Below are 24,330 nucleotides of genomic sequence, written 5' to 3' on the forward strand. Positions count from 1 at the left end.
TAAAAATAGTTAAAAAAGTGAATTATGAATTTTGATTTAAATCATAATGTTGGGTTGGTTGAATTAGTTACTAAGCGGAATAATTGATAAATATCAAAGAAAATAGGGGATCTAGCTGGTATAAAATACCTATATACATTGGTTAGACCAAATATCCAATTACAAGTTTTCATAAGATTGATGGTTAATGTAGCTTCGATTTATTAAGCAAATCGAATGCAATCTAGCTCGAACGTGGAGGTCGACATGATTACAGGTATTCAAATTACTAAAACTGATAATGCAGCATTGATGAATTCGTTTTGGTTACTGGATGACGAAAAAAATGAAGCTCGTTGTGTTTGTGCGAAAGCCGATTATAACGAAGGGCAAATCGTTGCTAAAGACGAATTAGGTGCTTTTGAGTATCGTGAAGTTCCTTTAGAAATGAAACCAACTGTACGTGTTGAAGGTGGTCAGCACTTAAATGTTAACGTATTAAGTCGTGAAACATTAGAAGATGCAGTTAAAAACCCAGAAAAATATCCACAATTAACAATCCGTGTTTCTGGTTATGCAGTGCGTTTTAATTCATTAACGCCTGAACAACAACGTGATGTTATTACTCGTACTTTCACTGAAAGCTTGTAATAAATATTAAATGTAATTACATCTAGTAATGCATAATAAATTCTAAAGCCATTGTTACCAATGGCTTTTTATTTGTTCCTAATAAAGTTGATTATTTCCCACCTTGGTTATTTGTATTTCAATATTCTTCCAACAAATACACTTGTTAGGGAGAATTCATGTCACTACCAACACTACAAACATTATCAAAAAAAGATGAATATATTTTTGTTAGAGAAAACTTAAATATTTATTTGCAGCACCAACATCAAGAAATTAAACCTTGTATAACAGATTTATGGTCTAAAGAGATATTAAGAGAAGACTTCTTAGGAGGTCATGCACAACAAAATGACTATATTTTGGCTCTATTAGCACAAGGTGCTTATCATAAAAATTGGAGGAATATTCAGGGTGTTGAAAGATTAAGTAATAAAGAGATTTTTGATCTCGGAATTAATGCGGAACTATTAAACGACGAGCAAACAGGTTTTCAAGCTAATATCTGTCGATTTAATGATTTATATATTCTTTGTTTTGCGGGTACTAACGATATTATCGATTTTTACAGTAATATTCGTCAAGGCCTTGGTTTTTATGAGTCTCAATATTTTCAAGCTGTTGGTTTGATGAATGTTTTATTCAATGCAGTTAATGGAAACACAATTTGTACAGGGCACTCATTAGGTGGAGGATTGGCATCAATAGCGGCGTTAGCGAGTCAATCACCCTGTATCGCATTCAGTCCTGCAGGGCTGGCAAAAAATACTATTAATAATATTGGGATTGATTATCACGTTGCTGAAAAAATGGCACAAGAAGGGTTGATACGTTATTACACGGTGCAATATGATTGGCTCGATGGATTACAAAACTCTTTACCGATCCCTTCTGCGTTGGGAAATTGTATTAAAATGGCTTATAGCGAACATAGCTCTTGGAAAAATTGGTTACCCACCCGTTTATTAACAAGAAGTTTTATTGCTCATTCAATGCTTAAAATTATTAGGGTTATGTGCAAACATAAGCCATGGAATAATTGGAATGCAATCACAGGTGAATATAATAAGGTACAAGAAATACCACTAGAAATATTTCCAACTAAAGAAGAAAAACAGGAAATGAGTTGGCAGGAATGTTGTGAAAGTGCTATCAAAAAAGGAAATATAACGGAGTTTTCAGCACTTTTATCATTAGACCACAAACCTTGTGACATTAGTTTATTGGCACAACAATCAGTCAGAACAGTTAATGGGCAATTTATGGCAGCCCTAATGGAATCTCAATATGGTCAAACAATTAAAATGTTTCAATCCAGAGGCCAAAAAAGTATTTTGCATTTAGCTGCGCAAAATGGCCGTCTTATACAATCGCAACTTTTATTAAAAAATGGATTAACAGTGAATATTAAGGATAGTTTGGGGAACACACCTTTACATGATGCGTTAAATAGCCATGCACTTGATGTTGCTACATTACTATTGGAAAATGGAGCCGATTGGCGAATTAAAAATAATAAAGGCTTAGATTGTAAGGATATACTTGGTAGCCATATTATTAAGTATGATTTGCTAACTCATGAAGGCAAACAAATGCGAGATAAAGTTTTTCAAATGATGGGCTAAATAAAAAACGGGCCTAAACCCGTTTTTAGTGACTAGCTTTTATCGCTAGCTGTTGGTATAGAAGGGCTAGCAGGAGTACGACGTTTACCAATATTTTTCTTATCGCGATGGCGTACTTTTTCTTTTTTCTTAGCTTGTTCTTCTTTTTTCTTTTCTTTACGCTTAGCAAGCACTTTCTTCGACGGTTTTGGCTTATTTAGCATCGCTTCTGAAGGGGCTTTAGTTGTTGGACGTAAAGAATCAACCACACGAATTTTGATAGGTTCTTCAATATAACGAGTAATTTTACCCAATAATGGGAAGTCATGCGCTTCGACTAAGGAAATTGCGGTTCCTTTACGTCCAGCTCGGCCGGTACGGCCAATACGGTGCAAATACACATCTGCAGTTCTAGGTAAGTCAAAGTTAAAAACATGGCTAACGTTTTCGATATCTAAGCCACGGGAAGCAACATCTGTTGCAACGAGTACTTTAACTTGGCCATCAACTAGGCGACGTACCGCTTCATTACGCTTAGCCTGCGGCATTTCACCTTCAAGATAACAAGGTTCGATACCCGCTTCACGTAACCATTGGACTAATTCGCGCAAACGCTCACGCTTACGCACAAAGACGATAGCTTTGGTGACTTCATCTTGTTTTAACAAATGGCACAGTAATGCCGTTTTATGCTCTAGTGTGTCAGCACGGTAATGAAATTGCTGAATTTTTTTACGTTCACGGCGTGAAGGGTCGGCGTCAATTTCAATTGGGTCTTCTAATAAGCGCTCAGCAAAGTCACGAATAGCTTCGCCTTCAAGAGTTGCAGAAAACAGCATGGTCTGCTTGCGCCAGCGCGTTTCGCCTGCAATTGTTTCTATGTCATTGGCAAAACCCATGTCGAGCATGCGGTCAGCTTCGTCGAGGATCAAAATCTCAACTGCTCGGCAGTCAAAGTTTTCTTCTTTAATATATTGGAGTAGACGGCCTGTTGTTGCGACGACAATGTCTTGATTTTCGCTGAAAACTTCAGCGTGATTCATATAAGCAACACCACCCGTGATTGTTGCAATATCGAGGTGATTATGGGCACATAATTCTTTTGCTTGGTCAGCAACCTGCATGGCTAATTCACGAGTTGGCGTGACAACTAGAACGCGAGGTGGCCCTGATTTCTTTCTAGGGAAATCAAGTAAATGTTGGATCGCAGGTAGTAAAAACGCGGCGGTTTTACCTGTACCTGTCGGGGCTGAACCTAATACATCGCGGCCATCCATTGCAGCAGGAATAGCTGCCGCTTGAATCGCGGTTGGACGTTGATAGCCTTTATCTGAAAGCGCATCAATTAGGCTTTCATCAAGTTCAAGTTCAGTAAAAGTGGATGCAGTCATGATATACCTCTATTTGGGGCGCTGATTATAAACAGGTTAGCAAAATTGTTCACCTGAAAAAATCAGCTTTGCTCAAGTGTAACTGTTTTCACTGTGAACAGGGAGCGATATATCAATGTATGTGAGTGAAATATAGAGAAGATAAATAATTGAAGGAGGAAAGAGCTTTTCCTCCTTTATATGCTTATCTAACTTAGCTAAGTATATTAATTAACCATGTATGATAAGGAATACCAACTAAGTCAATGAGCACGGCACCACTGAGTGGCACAATCATGAAAGCTTTCATTGACACTTGTTTGTAACGTTCACAAACAGAGGACATATTCGCCATTGCATTTGGCGTCGCACCTAAGCCGTGCCCCATTAGGCCTGCACACATTACTGCGGCATCGTAGTTTTTGCCTAATAAGCGGAAAATGACAAAGACAACTAATAGAATTAAAATAATCACTTGCGCCAATAGAATGGTGAATAATGGCAAAGCAACAGCTTTTAGCTCCCATATTTTCAATGACATCATCGCCATAGTCAAAAATAGGCCAAGCGAAACTTCAGAGATAAGGTCAACCGACTTTTGGTTAATACGGAATAATTCTACTTGGTCATTAATATTGCGAATAACAATCGCAATGATCATTGCTCCAACATAGCTCGGCAAAGAAAACCCGGTTGCTTTGGTAAATTGCGCTGAAGCGAATTGACCAATAACCATAATTCCAAGAACAAGTGCTAGCATTTTTAAAAAGGCGTGAGCATCGATGGATTCAATTTTTCCAGCAATGGTTTCAGGAACTTGAACTCGCTCAACATTTTCATCAGCTTTAATCTGCACGTTAAATTTCTTAATTAAGAACGTTGCAATCGGACCACCAAGTAAACTTCCTGTAATTAGGCCGAATGTTGCTGCGGCAATTGCGGCAACCGTTGCGGATTGCACGCCAAAGCCCTCAGCCATGCCACCAAAGGCTGCTGCACCACCATGTCCCCCAGTAAGAGAAACGCCACCAGCCATGATACCAATAACGGGATCAACACCGAGTAAATGAGCAAGGCCTGCACCAAAGGTGTCTTGGAAAATAACCACAAACCAGCAGATAAACAGGTAGATAAAGAGTAACCGACCACCACTTTTTAAAATACGGAAGCTGCCGTCAATACCAATAGTGGTAAAGAAAGCGACCATTAAGAAGGTTTGTAAACTGGTATCAAAATTGATTTCGGCCAGATTAAATGATTTGAGCCCCCAAATAATCAAACTAACCAGAAAGCCGCCAATGACGGGAGAAGGGATACAAAAGCGCTGTAGCCATTCGATACGTTTCTTTAAGTGGATCCCCATGAGTAGGCAGATCACCGTTAGGAAGAGGGTGGAGAGTGTGTCGAGGTGTAGAATCATATTTTTCCCTTTTTAACTGTTGTCTTTCACGCTACAGCGTTGTTGGCCGCGCTCCGTTACCCTAGTCACATACTTTTGTATGCTCCTAGGGATAACGTCACTTGCCGCCTAGCTGTAACGCGAAATTCAATAGTTAAAAACCATTAAGTTATTGCGCTACAGCGTTGTTGGCCGCGCTCCGTTACCCTAGTCACATACTTTTGTAGCTCCTAGGGATAACGTCACTTGCTGCCTAGCTGTAACGCGAAATTCAATAGTTAAAAACCATTAAGTTATTGTGTTACGGCTAGTTTGATAATCAACTTCAAAGCTATTTTTATTGTGGTGTTTGAAAATTAATAATCTTAACAGCGTGAGAAACAGTGTATTTATCAGTCGAGTTGTTGTGTTGTTTTATTAGAATAAATATTGGTATATCAAATAAGCCGCGAGTTTGGCGGTATGGTTGTCAATATCAAATTCAGGATTACATTCTGCGATATCAAAAACCGCAATTTTTTGGCTGCTCTTGATAATGGCAAACAATTCATCAAAAATTTCAGTAGAAATGCCTTTTGGTGCTGGTGCACTAACGCCCGGCGCAATAGCAGCAGAAAATACATCTAAATCAACGGTGACATATAAATAGTCTACTTCGTCAATAAATTTTTTAATTTTTTCAATCGCTTGAGGTAGCTTGGAATAAGCGAGTTCTTTATCGCGGATATATTGGCAACCTAGCGTATCTGCGGTATCGAATAATACTTTTGTATTGCCATGATCTGCGATGCCTAAACATAAATATTTGAAAGAGCGTTGGTGTTGCTGGCACAACATGGCTGATTGTAAAAATGGAGTGCCAGAAGTGGCGACAGGGGCTTCACGCAAATCAAAATGTGCATCAAAGTTAATAATACCAATCGTTTTACCCGCTTGATGTTGTTCAACGTAGTCAAACAGGCCCTGGAAGCTCGCAAATGCAACTTCATGACCGCCGCCAAGGACAATCGGTTTTTGGTTATCAGCGAGGAGAGCGATAAGTTGGTCGGATAAACGGCGTTGTGCTGCTTCTAAATTGCCATCATCACAGCGAATTGTACCGACATCTTTGATTGCAAGTGGTTGATGAATAGGCAAACCTGCCAGTTGATGACGAATTGCATCAGGGCCTGCTTTTGCACCTTGGCGGCCTTTATTGCGTCGAACGCCCTCATCAGAAGCAAAACCAATTAATGCAAACTTGGCAGGTGTGTGTTTATTAATGACTTGGTGGATGCGCAAATGTTCTTGTGTTTCACCATCTGTGCGCCCTTGCCATTGGAAAGGTTGTGTCATAGTTACTCCAAGTTAATTAATTTAGTGATGTTATGCGCTGTTTGGCAGGTGTGCGTGATAAATTCATCCACGCGATGTGTAGAACGAAATTCAGGTGCCATAACTGAAACGACAGCTAACACATCATTACCTTTGAAAATCGGTGCAGAAACACCCAGTACGCCTTCATCGATTTCACTCACAGACATGCCGTAACCTTGTTTGCGTATCTGTTGTAAATCTTGTTGTAGCTTTATTTTTTGTTGTTCAGTGGTTAACTGCTTTGTATGAGCTTCAAGTACTTGGTTTTGATAGAGTTCATGACGAAAAGCTAACAATGTTTTCGCACTTGCTCCTTTAACTAAAGTATTGCCCCGGCCAATAATAAAAGAGCAGCGCAGCGCTTGTTCACTCTCAATCATGTCGACACAAATGGTCTCTCGTAAATTTGAGGTGATAATCGCCACGGTTTCTTGGGTTTTTTTCGCTAAAGTTTGCAGCTCTTGTTTAGACGCGCTCATCAATAAACTGTGGTGATAGTATTTTTCTTGATTTTTGATACTCTGCGAGCCAACACAGTATGTTCCATATTGTTTTGCGTGAGATACAAATTCCCAATCTATAAGAATTGTTAGTAAACGATAGACGGTTGATAATGGGATCTCTAACGCTGATGAGATAGACTGTGGCGTCACTGGAGATGCGCAAGTTGTGATGTAAGACAAGATGTCTAAGGTTCTATTTATACTGTTCATGGCATCTCCTTTTTTTCGAACTTATCAGTAAATTTTTTTCGTCTCAAATATAATTCTCATATTATGAGAATTATATTGTAGCAAATAGGTTAAATTATGACTTTTATTTGCTTAGTATGAGAATGTTCGAACAAGTATTAGTCAATTAGAGTGTTTGCATGTGTAAGCAAAAAAAGAATTACCGTAAAGGCGGTTTTACGTTTAAACAGTTTTTTGTGGCTCATGACCGATGTGCGATGAAAGTGGGGACGGATGGTGTGCTATTGGGGGCTTGGGCTCCTGTAGGCGGTGTTCAATCTGTATTGGATATAGGTAGCGGTAGTGGATTAATAGCATTGATGCTAGCACAAAGAAATGCAATGTTATGTGTTGATGCCGTCGAGTTAGATAATGACGCGGCAGTGCAAGCACAAGAAAATTTTATTGAATCACCATGGGCGGATCGTTTACATGTCATCAATCAAGACATTGTGAGTTACAGCCAGCTGTCATCGGTTCAATATGATTTGATTGTTAGTAACCCACCTTACTTTGAACCTGCGGTTGCGTGTCGGGATGAAAAACGAGACCAAGCGAGATATACCGCGACATTAACTCATGATGTATTACTCGAAAGTGCAAAATCCTGTCTTACATCTCATGGACTATTTTGTTTAGTGCTGCCCTATGAAGTTGGTGAAAAAATACAGAAGATGGCTGAGAATTCAGGTTGGTTTACCGCTTTTCGCGTCAATGTTAGTGATAAACCTACAACGGTCTACCATCGCATGCTATTGGGCATTCAACTGCAAGAGATACAAACACAAGTGACATCGCTGGCACTCAAAGATGAAAAGGGTGAGTATACCGATGAATTTTGTAAACTAATTCAGCCATTTTATGTGAAATATTAAAGCCGGCTCAAAGGCCGGCCCTAGCTCACGTTATTCAGGTTTTAAAATAGTGGGGCCTGAATTAGGAAGTGGTTCTGGGTAATCCAAGGTGTAATGTAATCCACGGCTTTCTTTGCGTTCTAATGCACAACGAACCATTAATTCAGCGACTTGAACTAGGTTACGTAATTCAAGTAAGTTATTTGAAATGCGGAAATTTGCATAGTAGTCGTGAATTTCTTGCTGCAATAGATGGATGCGACGCAGTGCGCGCTCAAGCCGTTTTGTAGTTCTCACAATTCCCATGTAATCCCACATAAATAAGCGTAATTCATGCCAGTTATGTTGAATAACAACCTGTTCATCTGAGTTATGTACTCGGCTTTCATCCCATTCAGATAAATAGGGGATTTCGTCGATCTGTTTAATCGTTTTATTAATATTTTCTGCCGCCGCCCAACCATATACCAAGCATTCTAATAGAGAATTGGATGCCATACGGTTTGCACCATGTAAGCCAGTGTAGCTCACTTCGCCAATTGCATAGAGATTCGTGATATCAGTCATACCCGTTTCATCGACAATTACACCACCGCATGTGTAATGGGCCGCTGGGACGATAGGGATGGGCTCTTGAGTGAGGTCTAACCCTAAAGTCATCAATTTCGCATAAATAGTCGGGAAATGGTTTTTAACGAAATCGCTAGGCTTATGGCTAATGTCCAAATACATGCAATCAGCACCAAGGCGTTTCATTTCATGGTCAATAGCTCGTGCAACAACATCGCGAGGAGCAAGTTCACCGCGATCGTCGTGATCTGGCATAAATCGGCTACCATCAGGACGCTTGAGGTAAGCCCCCTCACCACGTAATGCTTCAGTTAATAAGAAATTGCGTGCTTGTGGGTGAAATAAACACGTTGGGTGGAATTGATTAAATTCAAGGTTAGCAACACGGCAGCCAGCCCGCCACGCCATTGCGATACCATCACCAGAAGAAATATCTGGATTCGTGGTATATTGATAAACTTTAGCCGCGCCGCCCGTTGCTAGAACAATCGTTTTCGCTCGAATGGTTTCAACTTGCTCTTTTTGGCGGTTCCATACGTAAGCGCCTAAAATTCGTGGCGATTCAGCCTCATTAGAAAGGATAAGGTCGACGGCATTATAGCGTTCTTTAATATGAATGTTTGGGTGGGCAAAAGCGAGGTCAACTAACGTGGTTTCAACTTCTTTTCCTGTGGCATCAGCATGATGGAGGATCCGCCGATGGCTATGGCCACCTTCACGGGTTAAATGATACTGTGTTTCACCGCTTTCGGTAATTTCAGTATCGAATAAAACACCTTGGTCGATAAGCCATTGCACGCAATGTTTCGCATTGGAGGCAATAAACTCAACAGCTTCTTTCTGGCAGATACCTGCACCAGCAATTAGCGTATCTTCTACATGGGATTCGATGCTGTCAGTGTCATCAAAAACGGCGGCAATACCACCTTGTGCGTAATATGATGCCCCTTCGCTGAGGCTGCTTTTACTGAGAATGGTCACTTGATGAAAAGGGGCGAGCCGTAAGGCAGCTGAAAGTCCTGCGACACCACTCCCAATGATTAAAATATCAGTGTAATGCTGTGTGGATTCGTTCATAAGTGTTTGCATGTATATAATAGTATGTATTGAGTTTTTTATGTTAGCCTATCGAGTGTCCTATTGCTATTAGTGGATGGTTGTTAAGGCACAGTATATTGACCTAGCGCTATTTACGTATTCAAATGCTTTTAGTGTGATAGCTATCGCAATCGCGCCTAAAATCTGTATGCTGTCTTATAGGCCTGAAAGAATATTATAGGCAGTTGTTTTAATGAGGATCTTTAAGATCGTCTCAGTAATTTTTTTATCGGTTTTGTAAATTTTTGACTATTTTTTTAGATTAAATTGAACTTCAACGAGTTCTACTACTCAAAGTAGTGCTTGCTTTAGGAAGGGAGAACATGATCAAGTTAACATATTATCGGCCTGAATTCGGGAGATACTTCCTGGAATGAGCGAGCAACTGACCGACCAGATTTTGGTTGAAAAGGTACAAAAAGGCGATCAACAAGCTTTCAACTTATTGGTGATAAAATATCAGCATAAAGTCGCAAGCTTAGTATCCCGCTATGTACCGCAAGCAGATGTGCCTGACGTTGCGCAGGAGTCATTTATAAAAGCTTATCGCGCCATTGGTTCGTTTCGTGGTGACAGCGCATTTTATACTTGGCTTTATCGGATTGCGGTAAATACAGCTAAAAATTATTTAGTTGCCCAAGATAGACGCCCACCTGCGTCGGACTTGGAAGCGAGTGATGCAGAAAACTTTGAAACCGCTGGTGCCTTAAAAGAAATTTCGAACCCAGAGAACTTAATGTTGTCTGATGAATTAAAGAAAGTTGTTTTCCGGACCATCGAATCGCTGCCAGAAGATCTTAGAATGGCAATTACTCTCCGCGAGTTAGATGGTTTGAGCTATGAAGAAATCGCAGAAATAATGGATTGCCCTGTTGGCACCGTACGTTCTCGTATTTTTAGGGCAAGGGAAGCGATTGATAATAAAGTTCAGCCTCTGATTCAACAGTATTAGTCTGTTAAATCAGTCAATTAAATATAATTGTGATGCAATTAACTGAAGGTAATTGGGCATGCAAAGAGAGAAACTTTCCGCAATGATGGATGGCGAAGTACTAGACTTAGAACTGGTCAACGCTATTTCACGTGATTCAACGTTAAAACAACGTTGGGAGAGCTATCATCTTATTCGTGATACTCTGCGTAACGATACTAATGAAGTCATGCACTTCGATATTGCAAGTAAAGTTGCGGCAGCATTAGAGAATGAAGCTGTGCGTATTAATCCTCAGGTAGTTGTCGAATCGCAGCCAGAGCCTGCGACTTGGGGGGCTTTCCCATTCTGGGGTAAAATTCGTCCTTGGGCGAGCCAGCTGACTCAAATTGGTGTTGCAGCTTGTGTGTCTTTGGCGGTTATTGTTGGGGTTCAACAATACAACCAAAGTAATGCCGTTGACTCACCGGTTGATGAGCCAATGTTTAATACTATTCCTGTTGGTAGCGGGGCGCCAGTTAGCTTAAATATCTCAGATAACCAATTATTTGGTAATGAGCAGCAAATTCAACAAGTTGAGCAACAAAATCAACGTATTAATGCGATGCTGCAACAGTATGAAATTGAAAGACGCTCGATGCTTAACCAGCAATATCAAGAGTCTGTAAAACCTGCGTCTTCAGCAGGAGTTAAATTGCAATAATGAACAAATGGTTATCCGTCATCTGCCTGACGGGCAGCCTGATTATTTCTAATCAAGCTTCGGCATCTGAACTAGATGCCGATGTTCTTTTTAAAGAAATGGGAAATGCTGCCCAGAACCTCTCTTACGAAATGTCTTATATGACATTCAGTCCGCAATCAATAACACCTGTACGTTACCGTCATGCCATCATTAATGGTGAACCTGTTTCACAAATGATCCAAATGGATTCATCGCGTCGTGAAATTGTTCAAAAAGGCAATAGCATCAGTTACTTTGAACCTGGTTTTGATGCATTCAGCTTAAATGGTAAATATATAGTTGATAATTTACCATCAGTAGTTTTTGCCAATTATCAACAGATTAAACCTTATTATAATTTTATTGATGCAGGGCGGACCCACATTGGCGATAGGCCAGCATTAGTAATTCGCATAATATCGAAAGACAATTCTCGGTTTAACTATGTAGTATTGATCGATGAAGAAACGAAATTGCCATTACGTATCGACCTTCTCGATAATAATAGCCAAACATTAGAACAATTTCGTGTGATCTCGACGGTGCTAGATAGCCAAACAGTTAAGGATTCATTACTTGCGTTAAGTAAGGTGAATATGCCGCCATTATTGATTTCCCCTAAAAATGGAAATCCTTCCTTTAAGTGGCAAGTTGGCATGTTACCACCTGGTTTTGAAGAAATATCCCGTTCTTCGCGAAAATTAGCTGAAGATGACGTGGTAGAAACCGCAATGTTTAGTGATGGTTTATTTACCTTTTCTGTAAATGTGACAAAATCGACTAAAGGCCCGTTACTCGATCAACCGCTTCAAAATGGGCGTCGAACTATTTACACAATGACGCAAAAGCAAAATGTCATCACTATCATTGGTGAATTACCATTAGCAACAGCACAAGTGGTAGCAGGTAGTATTCAGTTTCGGGAGTAAATTATGGTAAAAGAGTGGGCAACAGTAGTCCGTTGGCAAAACGGTAGGGCTTTATTGCGCTATGGTTCTTCATCCGGCTGTGGTAGTTGCGGTGCTCGTAAAACCTGTGGTTCTTATGCTTTAAGCAAAATTGGGCCAAATACGGAACATGAATTAGAAATCGCAATTGAACAACCACTAGTTGAAGGGCAGAAAATTGAAGTGGGCATCCCTGAGGGGAGCTTAATTCGCTCAGCGCTGTTAGTTTACTTAACACCCATTTTGGGGTTGTTTATTTTTGCAGGCTTAGCGCAGGCGTTTGATTTTGAGCAGTTCTGGATAGCGATTTCAGGTGTAATTGGTGGTATTATTGGTTTTTATGTCGCGCGTAGGCTAGCGTCAAATTTGCGCGATGATGAAGCTTTTCAACCTGTTGTTTTACAGATAGGGTTGCCTCCGAGCGAGCTTTCAGTACAAATTAATTGTTAAATTTCAATATGTTGAATTAGAAGGTTAATTTGATATTATCAATAGAAAGGGGAACATATGTTTCCCTTTTTTGTGGATTAGAATTAATTAACATACAAATAGTATTATGGCTAATAAAGTCATTAACATATTTTGTCTGTTTTGAGTTAGAAATTACAATAGATTGATTATGGCTATAAGCGTGGTTGATGTGGTTTGTATTAATGATGAATTATGACGACTAACCTATTAACCTGATGCAGGTTTACAGTTGTTTTACATTGAATCTTTGTGTTAGCGGGTTCTTATATGTAAAATGCTGCTAATTAACAATCTTGTGATAATCATAGCATTTTAGTTTTGTCGCGATACTTGCACAAAACTGATTTTGTAAGGCAATTTAAAAGAAGATATTACCTTGAAAATCAATAATATAAGAAACTTTTCCATCATTGCTCATATCGACCATGGTAAGTCGACCTTGTCAGATCGCATTATTCAAATTTGTGGTGGCTTAACCGACCGCGAAATGGCGGCACAAGTTTTAGACTCGATGGACTTAGAGCGTGAGCGTGGGATCACTATTAAAGCACAGAGCGTGACGCTTGATTATAAAGCGTCAGATGGTGAAACTTACCAATTAAACTTCATTGACACCCCGGGTCACGTAGACTTCTCTTATGAAGTATCTCGTTCATTAGCAGCCTGTGAAGGTGCTTTGCTGGTGGTTGATGCAGGGCAAGGCGTTGAAGCTCAAACCTTGGCAAACTGTTATACCGCTATCGAAATGGATTTAGAAGTGGTTCCGGTTTTAAATAAAATTGATTTACCCGCTGCAGATCCTGAGCGTGTTGCTGATGAAATAGAAGATATTGTTGGCCTTGACGCGCATGATGCAGTTCGCTGCTCTGCAAAAACAGGTATTGGTGTTCAAGATGTGATTGAACGCCTTGTTAAAGAGATCCCACCTCCGATTGGGGATGCGGATGCGCCTTTGCAAGCACTTATTATTGACTCGTGGTTTGATAACTATTTAGGCGTTGTTTCATTGATCCGTATTAAAAACGGAACATTGAGAAAAGGCGATAAAATTAAAGTGATGAGCACCGGGCAAGTATATAATGCAGATCGCCTCGGTATTTTCACACCTAAGCAAATCGACCGTGATGTTTTGAGTTGCGGTGAAGTGGGCTGGTTAGTTTGTGCAATTAAAGACATCACTGGTGCCCCAGTTGGGGATACGCTAACAGGGGCTCGTAATCCAGCAGATAAAGCATTACCTGGTTTTAAAAAGGTTAAACCACAGGTTTACGCTGGTTTATTCCCAGTCAGTTCTGATGACTATGAATCATTCCGTGATGCACTAGGTAAGTTAAGTCTAAATGACGCGTCTTTATTTTATGAGCCAGAAACTTCTACTGCGCTAGGTTTCGGTTTCCGTTGTGGTTTCCTTGGCTTACTGCACATGGAAATCATTCAAGAACGTTTAGAACGTGAATATGACCTTGATTTGATTACCACTGCGCCAACTGTAGTGTATGAAGTGCAGCAGACCAATGGTGATATCGTGTATGTCGATAGCCCATCTAAGCTACCGGCATTGAACAATATTGAAGAATTACGCGAACCAATCGCAGAGTGTCATATGCTGATGCCTAAAGAATATTTAGGTAACGTTATTACACTTTGTATTGAGAAACGTGGCGTTCAGACCAATATGGTCTATCATGGTAATCAAGTATCGTTGACTTATGAAATCCCAATGGCAGAAGTGGTATTGGATTTCTTCGACCGCTTAAAATCAACGTCTCGTGGGTATGCATCTTTAGATTATGCATTTAAACGTTTCCAAGCATCAGACATGGTGCGTGTTGATGTTCTTATCAACAATGAGCGTGTAGATGCTTTGGCCTTGATCACTCACCGTGCGAATTCTCAATATCGCGGCCGTGAACTGGTTGAAAAAATGAAAGAGTTGATCCCGCGTCAGCAGTTCGATATTGCGATTCAAGCTGCGATCGGTAACCACATTATTGCTCGTTCTACAGTTAAACAACTGCGTAAAAACGTACTTGCTAAGTGTTATGGCGGTGACGTTAGCCGTAAGAAAAAACTGTTACAGAAGCAAAAGGATGGTAAGAAACGCATGAAGCAAGTTGGTAACGTTGAGCTACCACAAGAAGCGTTCCTTGCTATATTGCATGTTGGTAAAGACTAAGTTTACAAGGAGTCTCAATGGCTAACACCTTTGCCTTGATCCTAACACTGGCAACATTAATCACTGGGATTATATGGTGTTTAGACAAGTTTAAATTTGCACCTGCGCGTAAAGCAAAACTTAAGCAGTTACAGGATGCAACAAATGGCGCAGTGAGTGAGGCGGATGTGGCAAATGCTGTCCGCCGTCCATCATGGCTTGAAACAGGGTCGTCTATTTTCCCTGTGTTAGCGATTGTACTGATTGTGCGTTCATTTATTTATGAGCCATTTCAAATACCTTCAGGGTCAATGATGCCAACGTTGTTAGTTGGCGATTTTATGTTGGTTGAGAAATTTGCTTATGGTTTGAAAGATCCAATCACACAAACGACATTAATCGAAACAGGTAAACCGAAACGTGGTGATATCGCAGTTTTTAAATACCCTAAAGATCCTAATGTTGATTTTGTAAAACGAGTTATTGGAATGCCGGGTGATAAAATTATTTATAACCCAGATGCAAAAGAACTCACAATTTACCCTAATTGTGCAGATAACAAATGTACAGAGACCTTACCTATTGTTTATGGTCCTCTGGCGCCGAGTGAATGGACAATGTTCCTTGATATCGGTTCTGTTGTTGATAACCAAAAGGGCAATTATGAAATTCCATTAGACCAACCTCTACCAAGAAATGCATTGCGTCAATACGAACGTAGTGAAAAATTGGATACGGTTGAGCATCAAATTTTGATTATTCGTCAAGCAATTACGGAAGCAAAATATTTGCAACCAGGTATGCCAAAGAATGAATGGATTGTTCCTGAAAAGCACTATTTTATGATGGGTGACAACAGGGATAATAGCTCTGACAGCCGTATGTGGGGCTTTGTGCCGGAAGAGAATTTAGTTGGTCGCGCGGTATTTATTTGGTTAAGTCTTGATAAGCAAGAAAATGAATGGCCGACAGGTATTCGCTTTAGTCGAATTGGTCCACTATAATTTGGTTAGTGGGTCTAACTAAATGTTACAAATACGGGTTTTCGTTTGAAAACCCGTATTATCCGAAGCATTATTGTTTTACCCAGTGTACAATATAGATTAATTAATATTATTGGCTCCCCAATTATTAACTCTCCCATTTTAACTTATTGTAACTAATGGATTTTTATAATTAGTTTCACTGAGCTGCAAAAAATGCGGGAGGATTCGGAGTCAGTGCAAACGCAACAGTTTTGTAAAATGGTGCATTTTACAGGTCTGTTGCGTGTGCTTTTTTATCAAATAAAAATGGTTGGGCGCACATGAACCCCTCTTTAATAGAAAGATTACAACGTAAGCTTGGTTATCAATTCAAACAGAACGAGTTATTAATCCAAGCATTGACACATAGAAGTGCAAGCAGCAAACATAATGAACGCCTAGAATTTTTAGGTGACTCGATTTTGAGTTTTGTGATTGCAAATGACTTATACCACCGTTTTCCAAAGGTAGACGAGGGGGATATGAGTCGTATGCGAGCAACGCTTGTACGCGGAAATACATTAGCAGAAATCGCACGCGAATTTGAACTCGGTGAATGTTTACGTTTAGGACCGGGGGAATTAAAAAGTGGTGGTTTTCGTCGCGAATCTATCCTTGCTGATACTGTTGAAGCACTGATCGGTGGTATTTTTTTAGATAGTGATATCCAAACGATCGAAAGAATTATTTTAGATTGGTATCAAAGTAGACTGGTTGAGATCAGTCCGGGTGATAAGCAAAAAGACCCGAAAACAAGGTTACAAGAATATCTGCAAGGACGCCATTTACCACTACCTAATTATTTGGTTGTTCAGGTTAAAGGTGAAGCTCACGATCAAGAATTTACGATCCACTGCCAAGTCAGTGGTATTGACCAACCGATTAATGGCGTTGGCTCAAGCCGTCGTAAAGCGGAGCAAGCAGCAGCAGAGCAAGCATTGAAAATTTTGGAGCTTGAATGAGTGAATTACAATCCCACTGTGGTTTTGTTGCCATAGTTGGACGGCCAAATGTCGGTAAATCGACATTATTGAATCAATTACTGGGGCAAAAAGTTTCGATTACTTCGAGAAAGCCACAGACGACTCGCCATCGTATTATGGGGATCCACACAGAAGATAATTACCAAATTATTTATGTTGATACCCCAGGACTTCATATTGAAGAAAAACGTGCAATTAACCGTTTAATGAATCGCGCTGCATCCAGTTCAATTGGTGATGTTGAATTAGTTATTTTTGTTGTTGAAGGAACTAATTGGACCGCTGATGATGAAATGGTACTGACTAAGTTATCTAGCTTGCGTTGCCCTGTTATATTGGCAATTAACAAAATTGATAATGTGACTGATAAAACGATACTGTTGCCACATATCAGTATGATCAGTCAGAAAATGAATTTTTTAGATGTTGTTCCTATCAGTGCAGAAAAAGGTACTGGTGTGGATACAATTGCTAAAATTGTTAAACAACATATACCTGAAGCTATTCATCATTTTCCTGAAGACTATATTACTGACCGTTCTCAACGTTTTATGGCATCTGAGATTATCCGTGAAAAGCTCATGCGTTTCTTGGGTGATGAACTGCCATATTCGGTAACCGTCGAAATTGAACAATTTAAGGTAACAGAAGCGGGTATTTACCATATCAATGGCTTAATTCTTGTTGAGCGTGAAGGCCAAAAGAAAATGGTTATTGGTAACAAAGGGAGCAAACTGAAAACCATTGGTACCGAAGCGCGTATCGATATGGAAAGAATGTTTGATAACAAGGTACACCTTGAGCTTTGGGTTAAGGTTAAATCTGGCTGGGCTGATGACGAAAGAGCATTACGTAGCCTGGGTTATGTTGACGACCTAAAATAGTAGGTGGCAAAGTGAGTGGTTGGCAGCGTGCGTTTGTACTCCATTCAAGGCCTTACAGTGAAACGAGTTTATTGCTCGATTTTTTTACTGAAGGCGAAGGAAAAATACGCTTACTTGCAAAAGGCGCTCGCCGTAATCGTTCACCATTAAGGGGCTGTTTACAGCCCTTCACACCGTTGCTAATCCGTTGGGGGGGCAAAGGTGAAATCAAAACCTTAATTAATGCCGACCCTGTGTCTTTGGCTCTCCCTTTAACGGGAACCGTTCTATATAGTGGTTTATACCTTAATGAATTAACCGCACGTGTATTAGAATTTGGTACACCATATTCCTCACTATTTTTTGATTACCTCTCATGCTTACAGATCCTTGCCGCAAGTGAACACACCCCTGAATTTGCATTGCGTCGGTTTGAATTGGCTCTGCTTTCTTACCTTGGTTATGGTGTTGATTTTTTACATTGTGCTGGCAGCGGAGAGCCCGTTTCTGACACAATGACTTATCGGTATAGAGAAGAAAAAGGGTTTATTGGTAGCTTGGTTGTTGACCAGCTTAGTTTTACGGGTAAACAACTTAAGGCATTGGCGAGTCGAGAATTTCCTGACGCAGATACGCTCAAAGCAGCAAAACGTTTTACCCGACTTGCTTTAAAACCATATTTAGGCGGTAAACCTTTAAAAAGCAGAGAATTATTTCGACAGTTTACTTACTCGCCAGTTACACATAACAAACAGAGCTAAAATTGTTTTTCATTTTATTTTTTATCTAGTTTGTTACACCTCGATTACTACAATATATCCTTTTCTCATGTGTCTTTTTAGCGGAACTGGCTCTTTCAGACAATACATTTATTTCACTGGTACAAAATCTTACGAAGCGCTTCGCAAAAATAAAATACAAATACTGAAACAGGATATACAGATTGGAATTTGCTTCGAATGGTGAGAGATTTATTCCCTCAAAGGAGAAAATTACAGTAGGATAGGAGGTAGATGAGTTTGTTAGTGTTTATTAATGGGGAATAAAAAATGGCAGAGCTTTTGTTAGGCGTAAATATCGACCATATTGCAACGGTTAGAAATGCAAGAGGAACTCAATATCCAGACCCTGTACAAGCTGCATTTGTTGCGGAGCAAGCAGGCGCTGATGGCATTACAGTGCATTTACGCGAAGATCGACGCCATATTACAGATAGAGATATCACTCTGTTGAATGAAACTATTCAAACACGTATGAATCTTGAAATGGCGGTAACCGATGAAATGGTTGAAATTGCGTGCCGCATCAAACCTACTTTCTGCTGTTTAGTGCCAGAAAAGCGTGAAGAGGTAACCACTGAAGGTGGTTTAGATGTTGCGGGCCAAAAACAGAAAGTGGCTGATGCTGTAAAACGTCTGACTGAGGCGGGCATTCTCGTTTCATTATTTATTGATGCGGATCATCAGCAAATTGATGCAGCACAAGAGTGTGGAGCACCATTTATTGAAATTCACACAGGGGCTTATGCTGATGCTAAATCAGAACAAGAGCAAGAGTTAGAATTTCGCCGTATTCGTGATGGTGCCGTATATGCGGCGAGTAAAGGCATTAAAGTTAATGCGGGTCATGGTTTGACATACCATAACGTTCAACGTATTGCACAGTTACCTGAAATTTATGAGCTTAATATTGGCCATGCAATTATTGGTCGTGCTTTGTTTAGTGGGTTAGCTCAAGCGGTTACTGACATGAAAAAAATCTTATTAGAAGCACGTAAATAATGGCCATTGTTGGATTAGGAACGGATATTGTTGAGATTGCTCGAATTGAGTCGGTGCTTGAACGAACCGGTGATAGCCTGGCGAAAAGAATTCTAACTGAGAATGAATTAGCCCAATATCAACAGCAATCAAAGCCAGCTCGTTTTTTAGCAAAACGCTTTGCAGTTAAAGAAGCGGCAGCAAAAGCATTAGGAACAGGGATCCGTAATGGTTTAGCCTTTAACCAATTTGAAGTAACCAATGATAAATTGGGAAAACCATTATTAAGTTTAACTGGGGAGGCATTGGAGCTGGCGAATCGGTTAAAAGTTACGCATTACCATGTTTCTATTACCGATGAACGTCACTATGCATCTGCTACAGTTATCATAGAAAGTATTTCTTGAATCAATGTAATACCGAGCTGCCAGTAAAAATCACTGGCAGCATTTAAGGATAACTAGGTAAATAATTGGATATAAGTGAAGTTAAACCTAAATTTTATCGGCGTGATGAATTGCAACAAACTTATCCCAAAGCTGTTCTTCAGTTTCGATATGTTGAGGATCTGTGATGATTGTATTAGTAATTGGGCAAACGGACTGGCAAGTAGGTTTGTCGTAATGGCCTACACATTCAGTACATAGTGTTGAGTCAATTTCGTAAATTTCGTCACCCATAAATATTGCATCATTTGGGCATTCGGGTTCACACATATCGCAATTGATACAGCGTTTTGTAATTAATAAAGACATATCAGTGATTTACATTGTATTAAGTTAAAAACTAGTAACTTATACCTTGCACCTATTCGTTACTTTCGTTTGGTTCTTATATTTTTATGCCATGTATTTTACCTGCAAAGCCTGAAAAAAGTAACAACAAATCATAGTGTAGATGTTTTACATCATTTAAATGATAAATTTGTATTTTTAGCGTTCAATTTTTTGCTATACCAGAATATTGGTATCCTTTTCTGTTATTGTATTCACATCTGGATCGTTATTTTCTATTTTTAAATAATCAGTAAACTAGAATGTAATAATAAAGTGAATTAAGATAAGAATGTAAATATACCTATGCTAAATAATCGAAACTAGGGTGAAAGATAAGATTATTTATTTAAATAGACCTAATGTTAATAGTGTGGTGAAGTTTTAATGTTGATGATCTTATACCGCTTTTCTTTCTTTATTAAAATATGATTTTAAAGTTGATTATTTAAATAAGGGGCAAATTAATACCCCTTGTGACTAATTTAAGGTGTCATAAAATATACGTAATATAAGGAAGGTATTATATGATGCTATAGCTATGGGTTTTCCAGCTTTTATCTTTTTCAGCTTGACTGAATATATGGATAAGGCCATTGGCGATAAATAGAGTTGCCGATTGAATTGTACTTCCAACAGTAAATTCATCAACATAGAGTAGTTTTATGCCAGCTTTATCGTCAATTTCATATAATTCGACGATTTTCTCGCTTAAATTATATCCATATAAGTATTGTTTATTATCTACTGTATCATAAAATGCTTGAATATTACCAAGGTAGGATCTTAATTTGCCTTTTTGCGCAGGAGCATTTGGTTCAATTTTACCATTATCAGCCATAGCATAGACAACGTAAGTTTTATCTTTTGAGTGGCCTAAAAAATAATTACGTTTTGCGGCATTGAATGTCATTGTTGTTGGATAAAACTCTTCAAATGAACCGTCTTGTACCAATCTTCTAATGATAGCCATATATTTATTCCTTTTACTATTAATAATGAATAATAATTTGATTGCCTAGTTATCATAAATAAATAAGTTAGATTTAAAATAATCTTTATTATTAGTTCATTTCATATATCTAATAAATAGAATAAATATTCACAAAGATTGAAAGTTGTGATAAAAATAATAAAAAAGATAAAGGGTTGAAAATATGTTCGAAAATCTTGGTGTTCTTAACTTTTGGACTTACCTAGCTGGGCTTGTTTTAATCATTATCGTGCCAGGGCCTAATTCATTATATGTATTAAAAACAAGTAGTTCGAGTGGGACTCGGTTTGGTTATCGTGCTGCTCTAGGGGTATTTACTGGGGATGGGATATTAATTTTCCTGTCATTTATTGGTGTAGCTTCGGTAATCAAAGCTTCTCCAACATTATTTATGATAGTGCGTTACTTAGGGGCTGCTTATTTACTATATTTAGGTTGTAAGATTTTATATAGCACATTTATGCATAAGAATTCGAATCAAGACGGCACTGACACTATTTCAATTAAAACAGAAAACCATTTTACTCGTGCCTTAGTGCTGAGCTTAACAAACCCGAAAGCAATTCTATTTTATATTTCTTTCTTTATACAATTTGTTGATTTTAATTACTCTCATGCATGGGTGCCTTATCTTGTACTCGCGACGATCTTAGAATTAGTCAGTTTTTTATACTTAAGCTTATTGATTTTTAGTGGTTACTTGATAGCTCGTTTTTTACGTGAAAAGCAGCTCCTTGCAAAACTTGGAAATTGTACGGTAGGCGCTTTCTTTATGGGTTTTGCAGCTAAATTAGCGATTTTTAGCAATTAAAATTAGGTTGTTATTATAAAGGCAAAAGCATTTTAATTGCGGTCATTCTAACATTTAAGGATAATCACGTGTAAACGCATTGGTTAGAGGTAAGAGTGACACAAATAGAAATTGATGAGTATTGGATGCAACAAGCCATTGAACTTGCGCTAAAAGCACAAGATCTTGGCGAAATTCCTGTCGGTGCGGTCTTAGTGAAAGATAACCATTTGGTTGCCTCGGGGTGGAATCGTTCTATTATTGACCACAATCCGACTGCACATGCTGAGATTATGGCTTTGCAACAAGCAGGGCAAGAGCTATCAAATTATCGGTTATTAGATACCACCTTATATGTCACGTTAGAGCCTTGTATTATGTGTGCAGGTGCAATGATCCACAGCCGTATTAGCCGTGTAGTTTATGGTGCTAAGGACTTTAAAACTGGAGCTTGTGGTTCTTACCTAGATATCATGGGGCAAGCAGGGTTAAATCATTATGTGGATGTTACTGGTGGTGTTCTAGAACAGCAATGTTCTTCAATGCTGAGTGCTTTTTTTAAGCTGCGTAGAGCCCAAAAAAAAGAACAAAAGCGCTAATATGGTTAATTTTAGCGCTCCCATTTTATTTCAGCATGATTTATAACGGTTTCTCAGGTGCTTTTAGTGGTGTGATGGGCGTTTTATCATCGGTTTCATCGGTATTTTGCGATGGATGTAGTGAAAGCAAATACTTTCCTAATGGTAGTCTTTTTTCTTCAAGTGTTTTAGGTGGTTGCGTTGCAGAACTCATTTTACCTAAATGCGTAGTACTCACTTTTTCAGGAATAGGGGACTGATTTTGAATCGTTTGAGACTCAGCTGCTGTCAGGTTTTCTGGTGAAATTAAATAAATAAGTGATTTTTGTGCAATATCAAGTGCATGCTGTTTTCTTTCTTGGCTTTGTAAGTAACCAACTAAACTTTGATGATAACGACGAATATTCTCAACGTAACGATAAGCTTCGTGGCCACGTGCATAACCATAAGTGAGCTGTGAGTAATATTTTTTCTGTGTCAATAAAGGTAAGCGAGCTTTCACATCTAACCACCGGTTAGGGTCTCCGCCTAACATTTCAGTTAATTTACGTACATCCTGCATATGCCCATACCCCATATTATAGGCAGAAAGGGCGAACCAGATGCGGTCATCTTCTTCGATGGTTTCAGGTAAACGTTCCATAATATAAGCAAGATAAGCGGCACCACCCTTAATACTTTCTTCCGGGTCTAACCTGTCAGCAATACCCATTGTTGTTGCCGTTGGCTTGGTTAACATCATTAGCCCACGTACACCTGTAGGCGAAGTCGCTAAAGGGTCCCAATGGGACTCTTGCCATGCGATAGCTGCTAATAATTTCCAGTCAATCACCTGAGCATATTTTTCAAACAGCGGTTGATACTCGGGAAGTTTATTATCAATTGCCTTTATAAATGCCATTGTGTCGAAATAATCGAAGGATTCTACATGGCTAAAATATTTTTCATTAAGGCGTGCGAGTAATTCGGTTTCATGACTGAGATTGAAGAAGTCAAGTAACGCAGCGTCTAAACTGTTTTCTTTGCTACGTCGCATGTACCAAGTGATAGCATGTTCATCCAATAAATCAAAAGCCACGGCAATTTGAGGGTGAATACGTTGTTGTAGTGCAACCGCAATAGAGTCTTCTAACGTGTAGTCAACCTCGCCATCAGCAACCATTTCAAGGATTTGACTGGTATTGTATTTTGAAGTTTCTTCCCACTTTAGGTCTGGGTATTCTTTGGACAATTCTTTAAGTGTACTTGCATGAGCTGTGCCAGCGGTAACTAATAATTTACCATTAATTTCATTGAAATTTTTGGGACGGTTTGTTCCTTTGCGATATACAAGTTGTTGAGTAACATTAAGATAGCTTGGACCGGTTTTCGTTTTGGCTAAACGGTCTTTGTTATACAGCAGGCCCGCTACCGCGATATCAGCATCACCATTTTCAAGGTCATCGAATATTTGCTCGAATGTTGGGCGGATGGTTATTTTGAGTTTAACTCCTAGGTATGAGGCAAAGCCTTGAGCCAGCTCGTAGTCAAACCCGCGCAGCTGTTTTTGCTCATCAATATAGATTAGTGGCGAGCTAACGGCACTAATACGTAATTCACCTTGAGAAATAATTTTATTAATTTGTGAATTCTGCGTATTGGGCCAACGGACGTTAAAACCGATGACCATAGTAGCCAGTAGCGCGATGACCACGACAATTAAATAGTTAACTTTTAAGTTATTCAAATAATAGTTTCTCGTGCAT

24 protein-coding genes are annotated in these 24,330 nt (G+C 39.2%); 16 read left to right on the forward strand and 8 right to left on the reverse strand.

What is annotated here, in order from left to right:
- The first annotated feature begins 246 nt into the window (after window positions 1-246).
- Window positions 247-630, forward strand: coding sequence for an autonomous glycyl radical cofactor GrcA (gene grcA, locus M1F17_RS07425; RefSeq protein WP_036959024.1), 384 nt, complete (start codon window positions 247-249; stop codon window positions 628-630).
- Window positions 631-788: 158 nt separating this feature from the next.
- Complete coding sequence (locus tag M1F17_RS07430; RefSeq protein ID WP_164455434.1) at window positions 789-2,234, forward strand: ankyrin repeat domain-containing protein; 1,446 nt, start codon at window positions 789-791, stop codon at window positions 2,232-2,234.
- Between the two features lie 32 nt (window positions 2,235-2,266).
- Here M1F17_RS07430 and srmB read toward each other — a convergent pair whose 3' ends face one another.
- From srmB to M1F17_RS07450, 4 genes are all read right to left on the reverse strand, one after another.
- Window positions 2,267-3,604: an ATP-dependent RNA helicase SrmB gene (srmB, locus tag M1F17_RS07435; RefSeq protein WP_004264992.1), complete on the reverse strand. Its 1,338-nt coding sequence runs from the start codon at window positions 3,602-3,604 to the stop codon at window positions 2,267-2,269.
- A 193-nt stretch (window positions 3,605-3,797) separates the two neighbouring features.
- On the reverse strand, window positions 3,798-5,003 hold the full coding sequence (gene gltS / locus M1F17_RS07440) for a sodium/glutamate symporter (protein WP_318837339.1): 1,206 nt from the start codon (window positions 5,001-5,003) through the stop codon (window positions 3,798-3,800).
- A gap of 396 nt (window positions 5,004-5,399) precedes the next feature.
- Window positions 5,400-6,317: a formimidoylglutamase gene (hutG, locus tag M1F17_RS07445; RefSeq protein WP_112308258.1), complete on the reverse strand. Its 918-nt coding sequence runs from the start codon at window positions 6,315-6,317 to the stop codon at window positions 5,400-5,402.
- 2 nt (window positions 6,318-6,319) lie between these two features.
- Window positions 6,320-7,051, reverse strand: coding sequence for an IclR family transcriptional regulator (locus tag M1F17_RS07450; protein WP_004912819.1), 732 nt, complete (start codon window positions 7,049-7,051; stop codon window positions 6,320-6,322).
- A 158-nt stretch (window positions 7,052-7,209) separates the two neighbouring features.
- On the opposite strand from M1F17_RS07450, the gene trmN reads away from it, so the two are divergent.
- Window positions 7,210-7,944: a tRNA(1)(Val) (adenine(37)-N(6))-methyltransferase TrmN gene (gene trmN / locus M1F17_RS07455; protein WP_094961686.1), complete on the forward strand. Its 735-nt coding sequence runs from the start codon at window positions 7,210-7,212 to the stop codon at window positions 7,942-7,944.
- 30 nt (window positions 7,945-7,974) lie between these two features.
- Here trmN and nadB read toward each other — a convergent pair whose 3' ends face one another.
- Entirely contained in the window at window positions 7,975-9,570 is a 1,596-nt protein-coding gene (gene nadB / locus M1F17_RS07460) for an L-aspartate oxidase (RefSeq protein WP_165879569.1), read from the reverse strand.
- Between the two features lie 394 nt (window positions 9,571-9,964).
- On the opposite strand from nadB, the gene rpoE reads away from it, so the two are divergent.
- From rpoE to acpS, 11 genes are all read left to right on the forward strand, one after another.
- Window positions 9,965-10,543 (forward strand): RNA polymerase sigma factor RpoE, encoded by a 579-nt coding sequence (gene rpoE, locus M1F17_RS07465; protein WP_004264984.1) that lies wholly within the window; start codon window positions 9,965-9,967, stop codon window positions 10,541-10,543.
- A gap of 58 nt (window positions 10,544-10,601) precedes the next feature.
- Window positions 10,602-11,225 carry an anti-sigma-E factor RseA gene (gene rseA, locus M1F17_RS07470; protein WP_110591977.1) on the forward strand — a complete coding sequence of 208 codons (624 nt, stop codon included), beginning with the start codon at window positions 10,602-10,604 and terminating at the stop codon, window positions 11,223-11,225.
- Complete coding sequence (gene rseB, locus M1F17_RS07475; RefSeq protein WP_004264982.1) at window positions 11,225-12,175, forward strand: sigma-E factor regulatory protein RseB; 951 nt, start codon at window positions 11,225-11,227, stop codon at window positions 12,173-12,175. Before rseA ends, rseB begins: the two co-directional genes overlap by 1 nt.
- A 3-nt stretch (window positions 12,176-12,178) precedes the next feature.
- Window positions 12,179-12,643, forward strand: a complete 465-nt coding sequence (rseC, locus tag M1F17_RS07480; RefSeq protein ID WP_004264981.1) for a SoxR-reducing system protein RseC — start codon at window positions 12,179-12,181, stop codon at window positions 12,641-12,643.
- Between the two features lie 403 nt (window positions 12,644-13,046).
- Window positions 13,047-14,840 (forward strand): translation elongation factor 4, encoded by a 1,794-nt coding sequence (lepA, locus tag M1F17_RS07485; protein WP_036959062.1) that lies wholly within the window; start codon window positions 13,047-13,049, stop codon window positions 14,838-14,840.
- A 17-nt stretch (window positions 14,841-14,857) separates the two neighbouring features.
- Entirely contained in the window at window positions 14,858-15,823 is a 966-nt protein-coding gene (lepB, locus tag M1F17_RS07490; protein WP_004264979.1) for a signal peptidase I, read from the forward strand.
- A 302-nt stretch (window positions 15,824-16,125) separates the two neighbouring features.
- Window positions 16,126-16,806, forward strand: a complete 681-nt coding sequence (rnc, locus tag M1F17_RS07495) for a ribonuclease III (RefSeq protein ID WP_004264978.1) — start codon at window positions 16,126-16,128, stop codon at window positions 16,804-16,806.
- On the forward strand, window positions 16,803-17,711 hold the full coding sequence (era, locus tag M1F17_RS07500; protein WP_004264976.1) for a GTPase Era: 909 nt from the start codon (window positions 16,803-16,805) through the stop codon (window positions 17,709-17,711). The genes rnc and era overlap by 4 nt, the downstream gene beginning before the upstream one ends.
- 11 nt (window positions 17,712-17,722) lie before the next feature.
- Window positions 17,723-18,451, forward strand: coding sequence for a DNA repair protein RecO (gene recO, locus M1F17_RS07505; RefSeq protein ID WP_004264975.1), 729 nt, complete (start codon window positions 17,723-17,725; stop codon window positions 18,449-18,451).
- Between the two features lie 288 nt (window positions 18,452-18,739).
- The gene (gene pdxJ / locus M1F17_RS07510) at window positions 18,740-19,471 is read left to right on the forward strand and encodes a pyridoxine 5'-phosphate synthase (protein ID WP_004264974.1); all 732 of its coding nucleotides are present in this window, start codon (window positions 18,740-18,742) and stop codon (window positions 19,469-19,471) included.
- The gene (gene acpS / locus M1F17_RS07515) at window positions 19,471-19,857 is read left to right on the forward strand and encodes a holo-ACP synthase (RefSeq protein ID WP_140172293.1); all 387 of its coding nucleotides are present in this window, start codon (window positions 19,471-19,473) and stop codon (window positions 19,855-19,857) included. The genes pdxJ and acpS overlap by 1 nt, the downstream gene beginning before the upstream one ends.
- Window positions 19,858-19,944: 87 nt before the next feature.
- Here the strand turns inward: acpS and M1F17_RS07520 are convergent, their stop codons facing one another.
- Both M1F17_RS07520 and M1F17_RS07525 read right to left on the reverse strand, forming a co-directional pair.
- The gene (locus tag M1F17_RS07520; protein ID WP_036959019.1) at window positions 19,945-20,205 is read right to left on the reverse strand and encodes a YfhL family 4Fe-4S dicluster ferredoxin; all 261 of its coding nucleotides are present in this window, start codon (window positions 20,203-20,205) and stop codon (window positions 19,945-19,947) included.
- Between the two features lie 541 nt (window positions 20,206-20,746).
- Window positions 20,747-21,196, reverse strand: coding sequence for a hypothetical protein (locus M1F17_RS07525; RefSeq protein ID WP_004264971.1), 450 nt, complete (start codon window positions 21,194-21,196; stop codon window positions 20,747-20,749).
- A gap of 184 nt (window positions 21,197-21,380) precedes the next feature.
- On the opposite strand from M1F17_RS07525, the gene leuE reads away from it, so the two are divergent.
- Entirely contained in the window at window positions 21,381-22,028 is a 648-nt protein-coding gene (leuE, locus tag M1F17_RS07530; protein ID WP_164455444.1) for a leucine efflux protein LeuE, read from the forward strand.
- Between the two features lie 95 nt (window positions 22,029-22,123).
- Window positions 22,124-22,606: a tRNA adenosine(34) deaminase TadA gene (gene tadA, locus M1F17_RS07535; RefSeq protein WP_004264969.1), complete on the forward strand. Its 483-nt coding sequence runs from the start codon at window positions 22,124-22,126 to the stop codon at window positions 22,604-22,606.
- A 40-nt stretch (window positions 22,607-22,646) separates the two neighbouring features.
- On the opposite strand, the gene mltF is transcribed toward tadA, so the two are convergent.
- Window positions 22,647-24,311 (reverse strand): membrane-bound lytic murein transglycosylase MltF, encoded by a 1,665-nt coding sequence (mltF, locus tag M1F17_RS07540; RefSeq protein WP_050763803.1) that lies wholly within the window; start codon window positions 24,309-24,311, stop codon window positions 22,647-22,649.
- Window positions 24,312-24,330: the final 19 nt, after the last annotated feature.

Source organism: Providencia sp. PROV073 (assembly GCF_033688125.1).
Classification (GTDB): domain Bacteria; phylum Pseudomonadota; class Gammaproteobacteria; order Enterobacterales; family Enterobacteriaceae; genus Providencia; species Providencia hangzhouensis.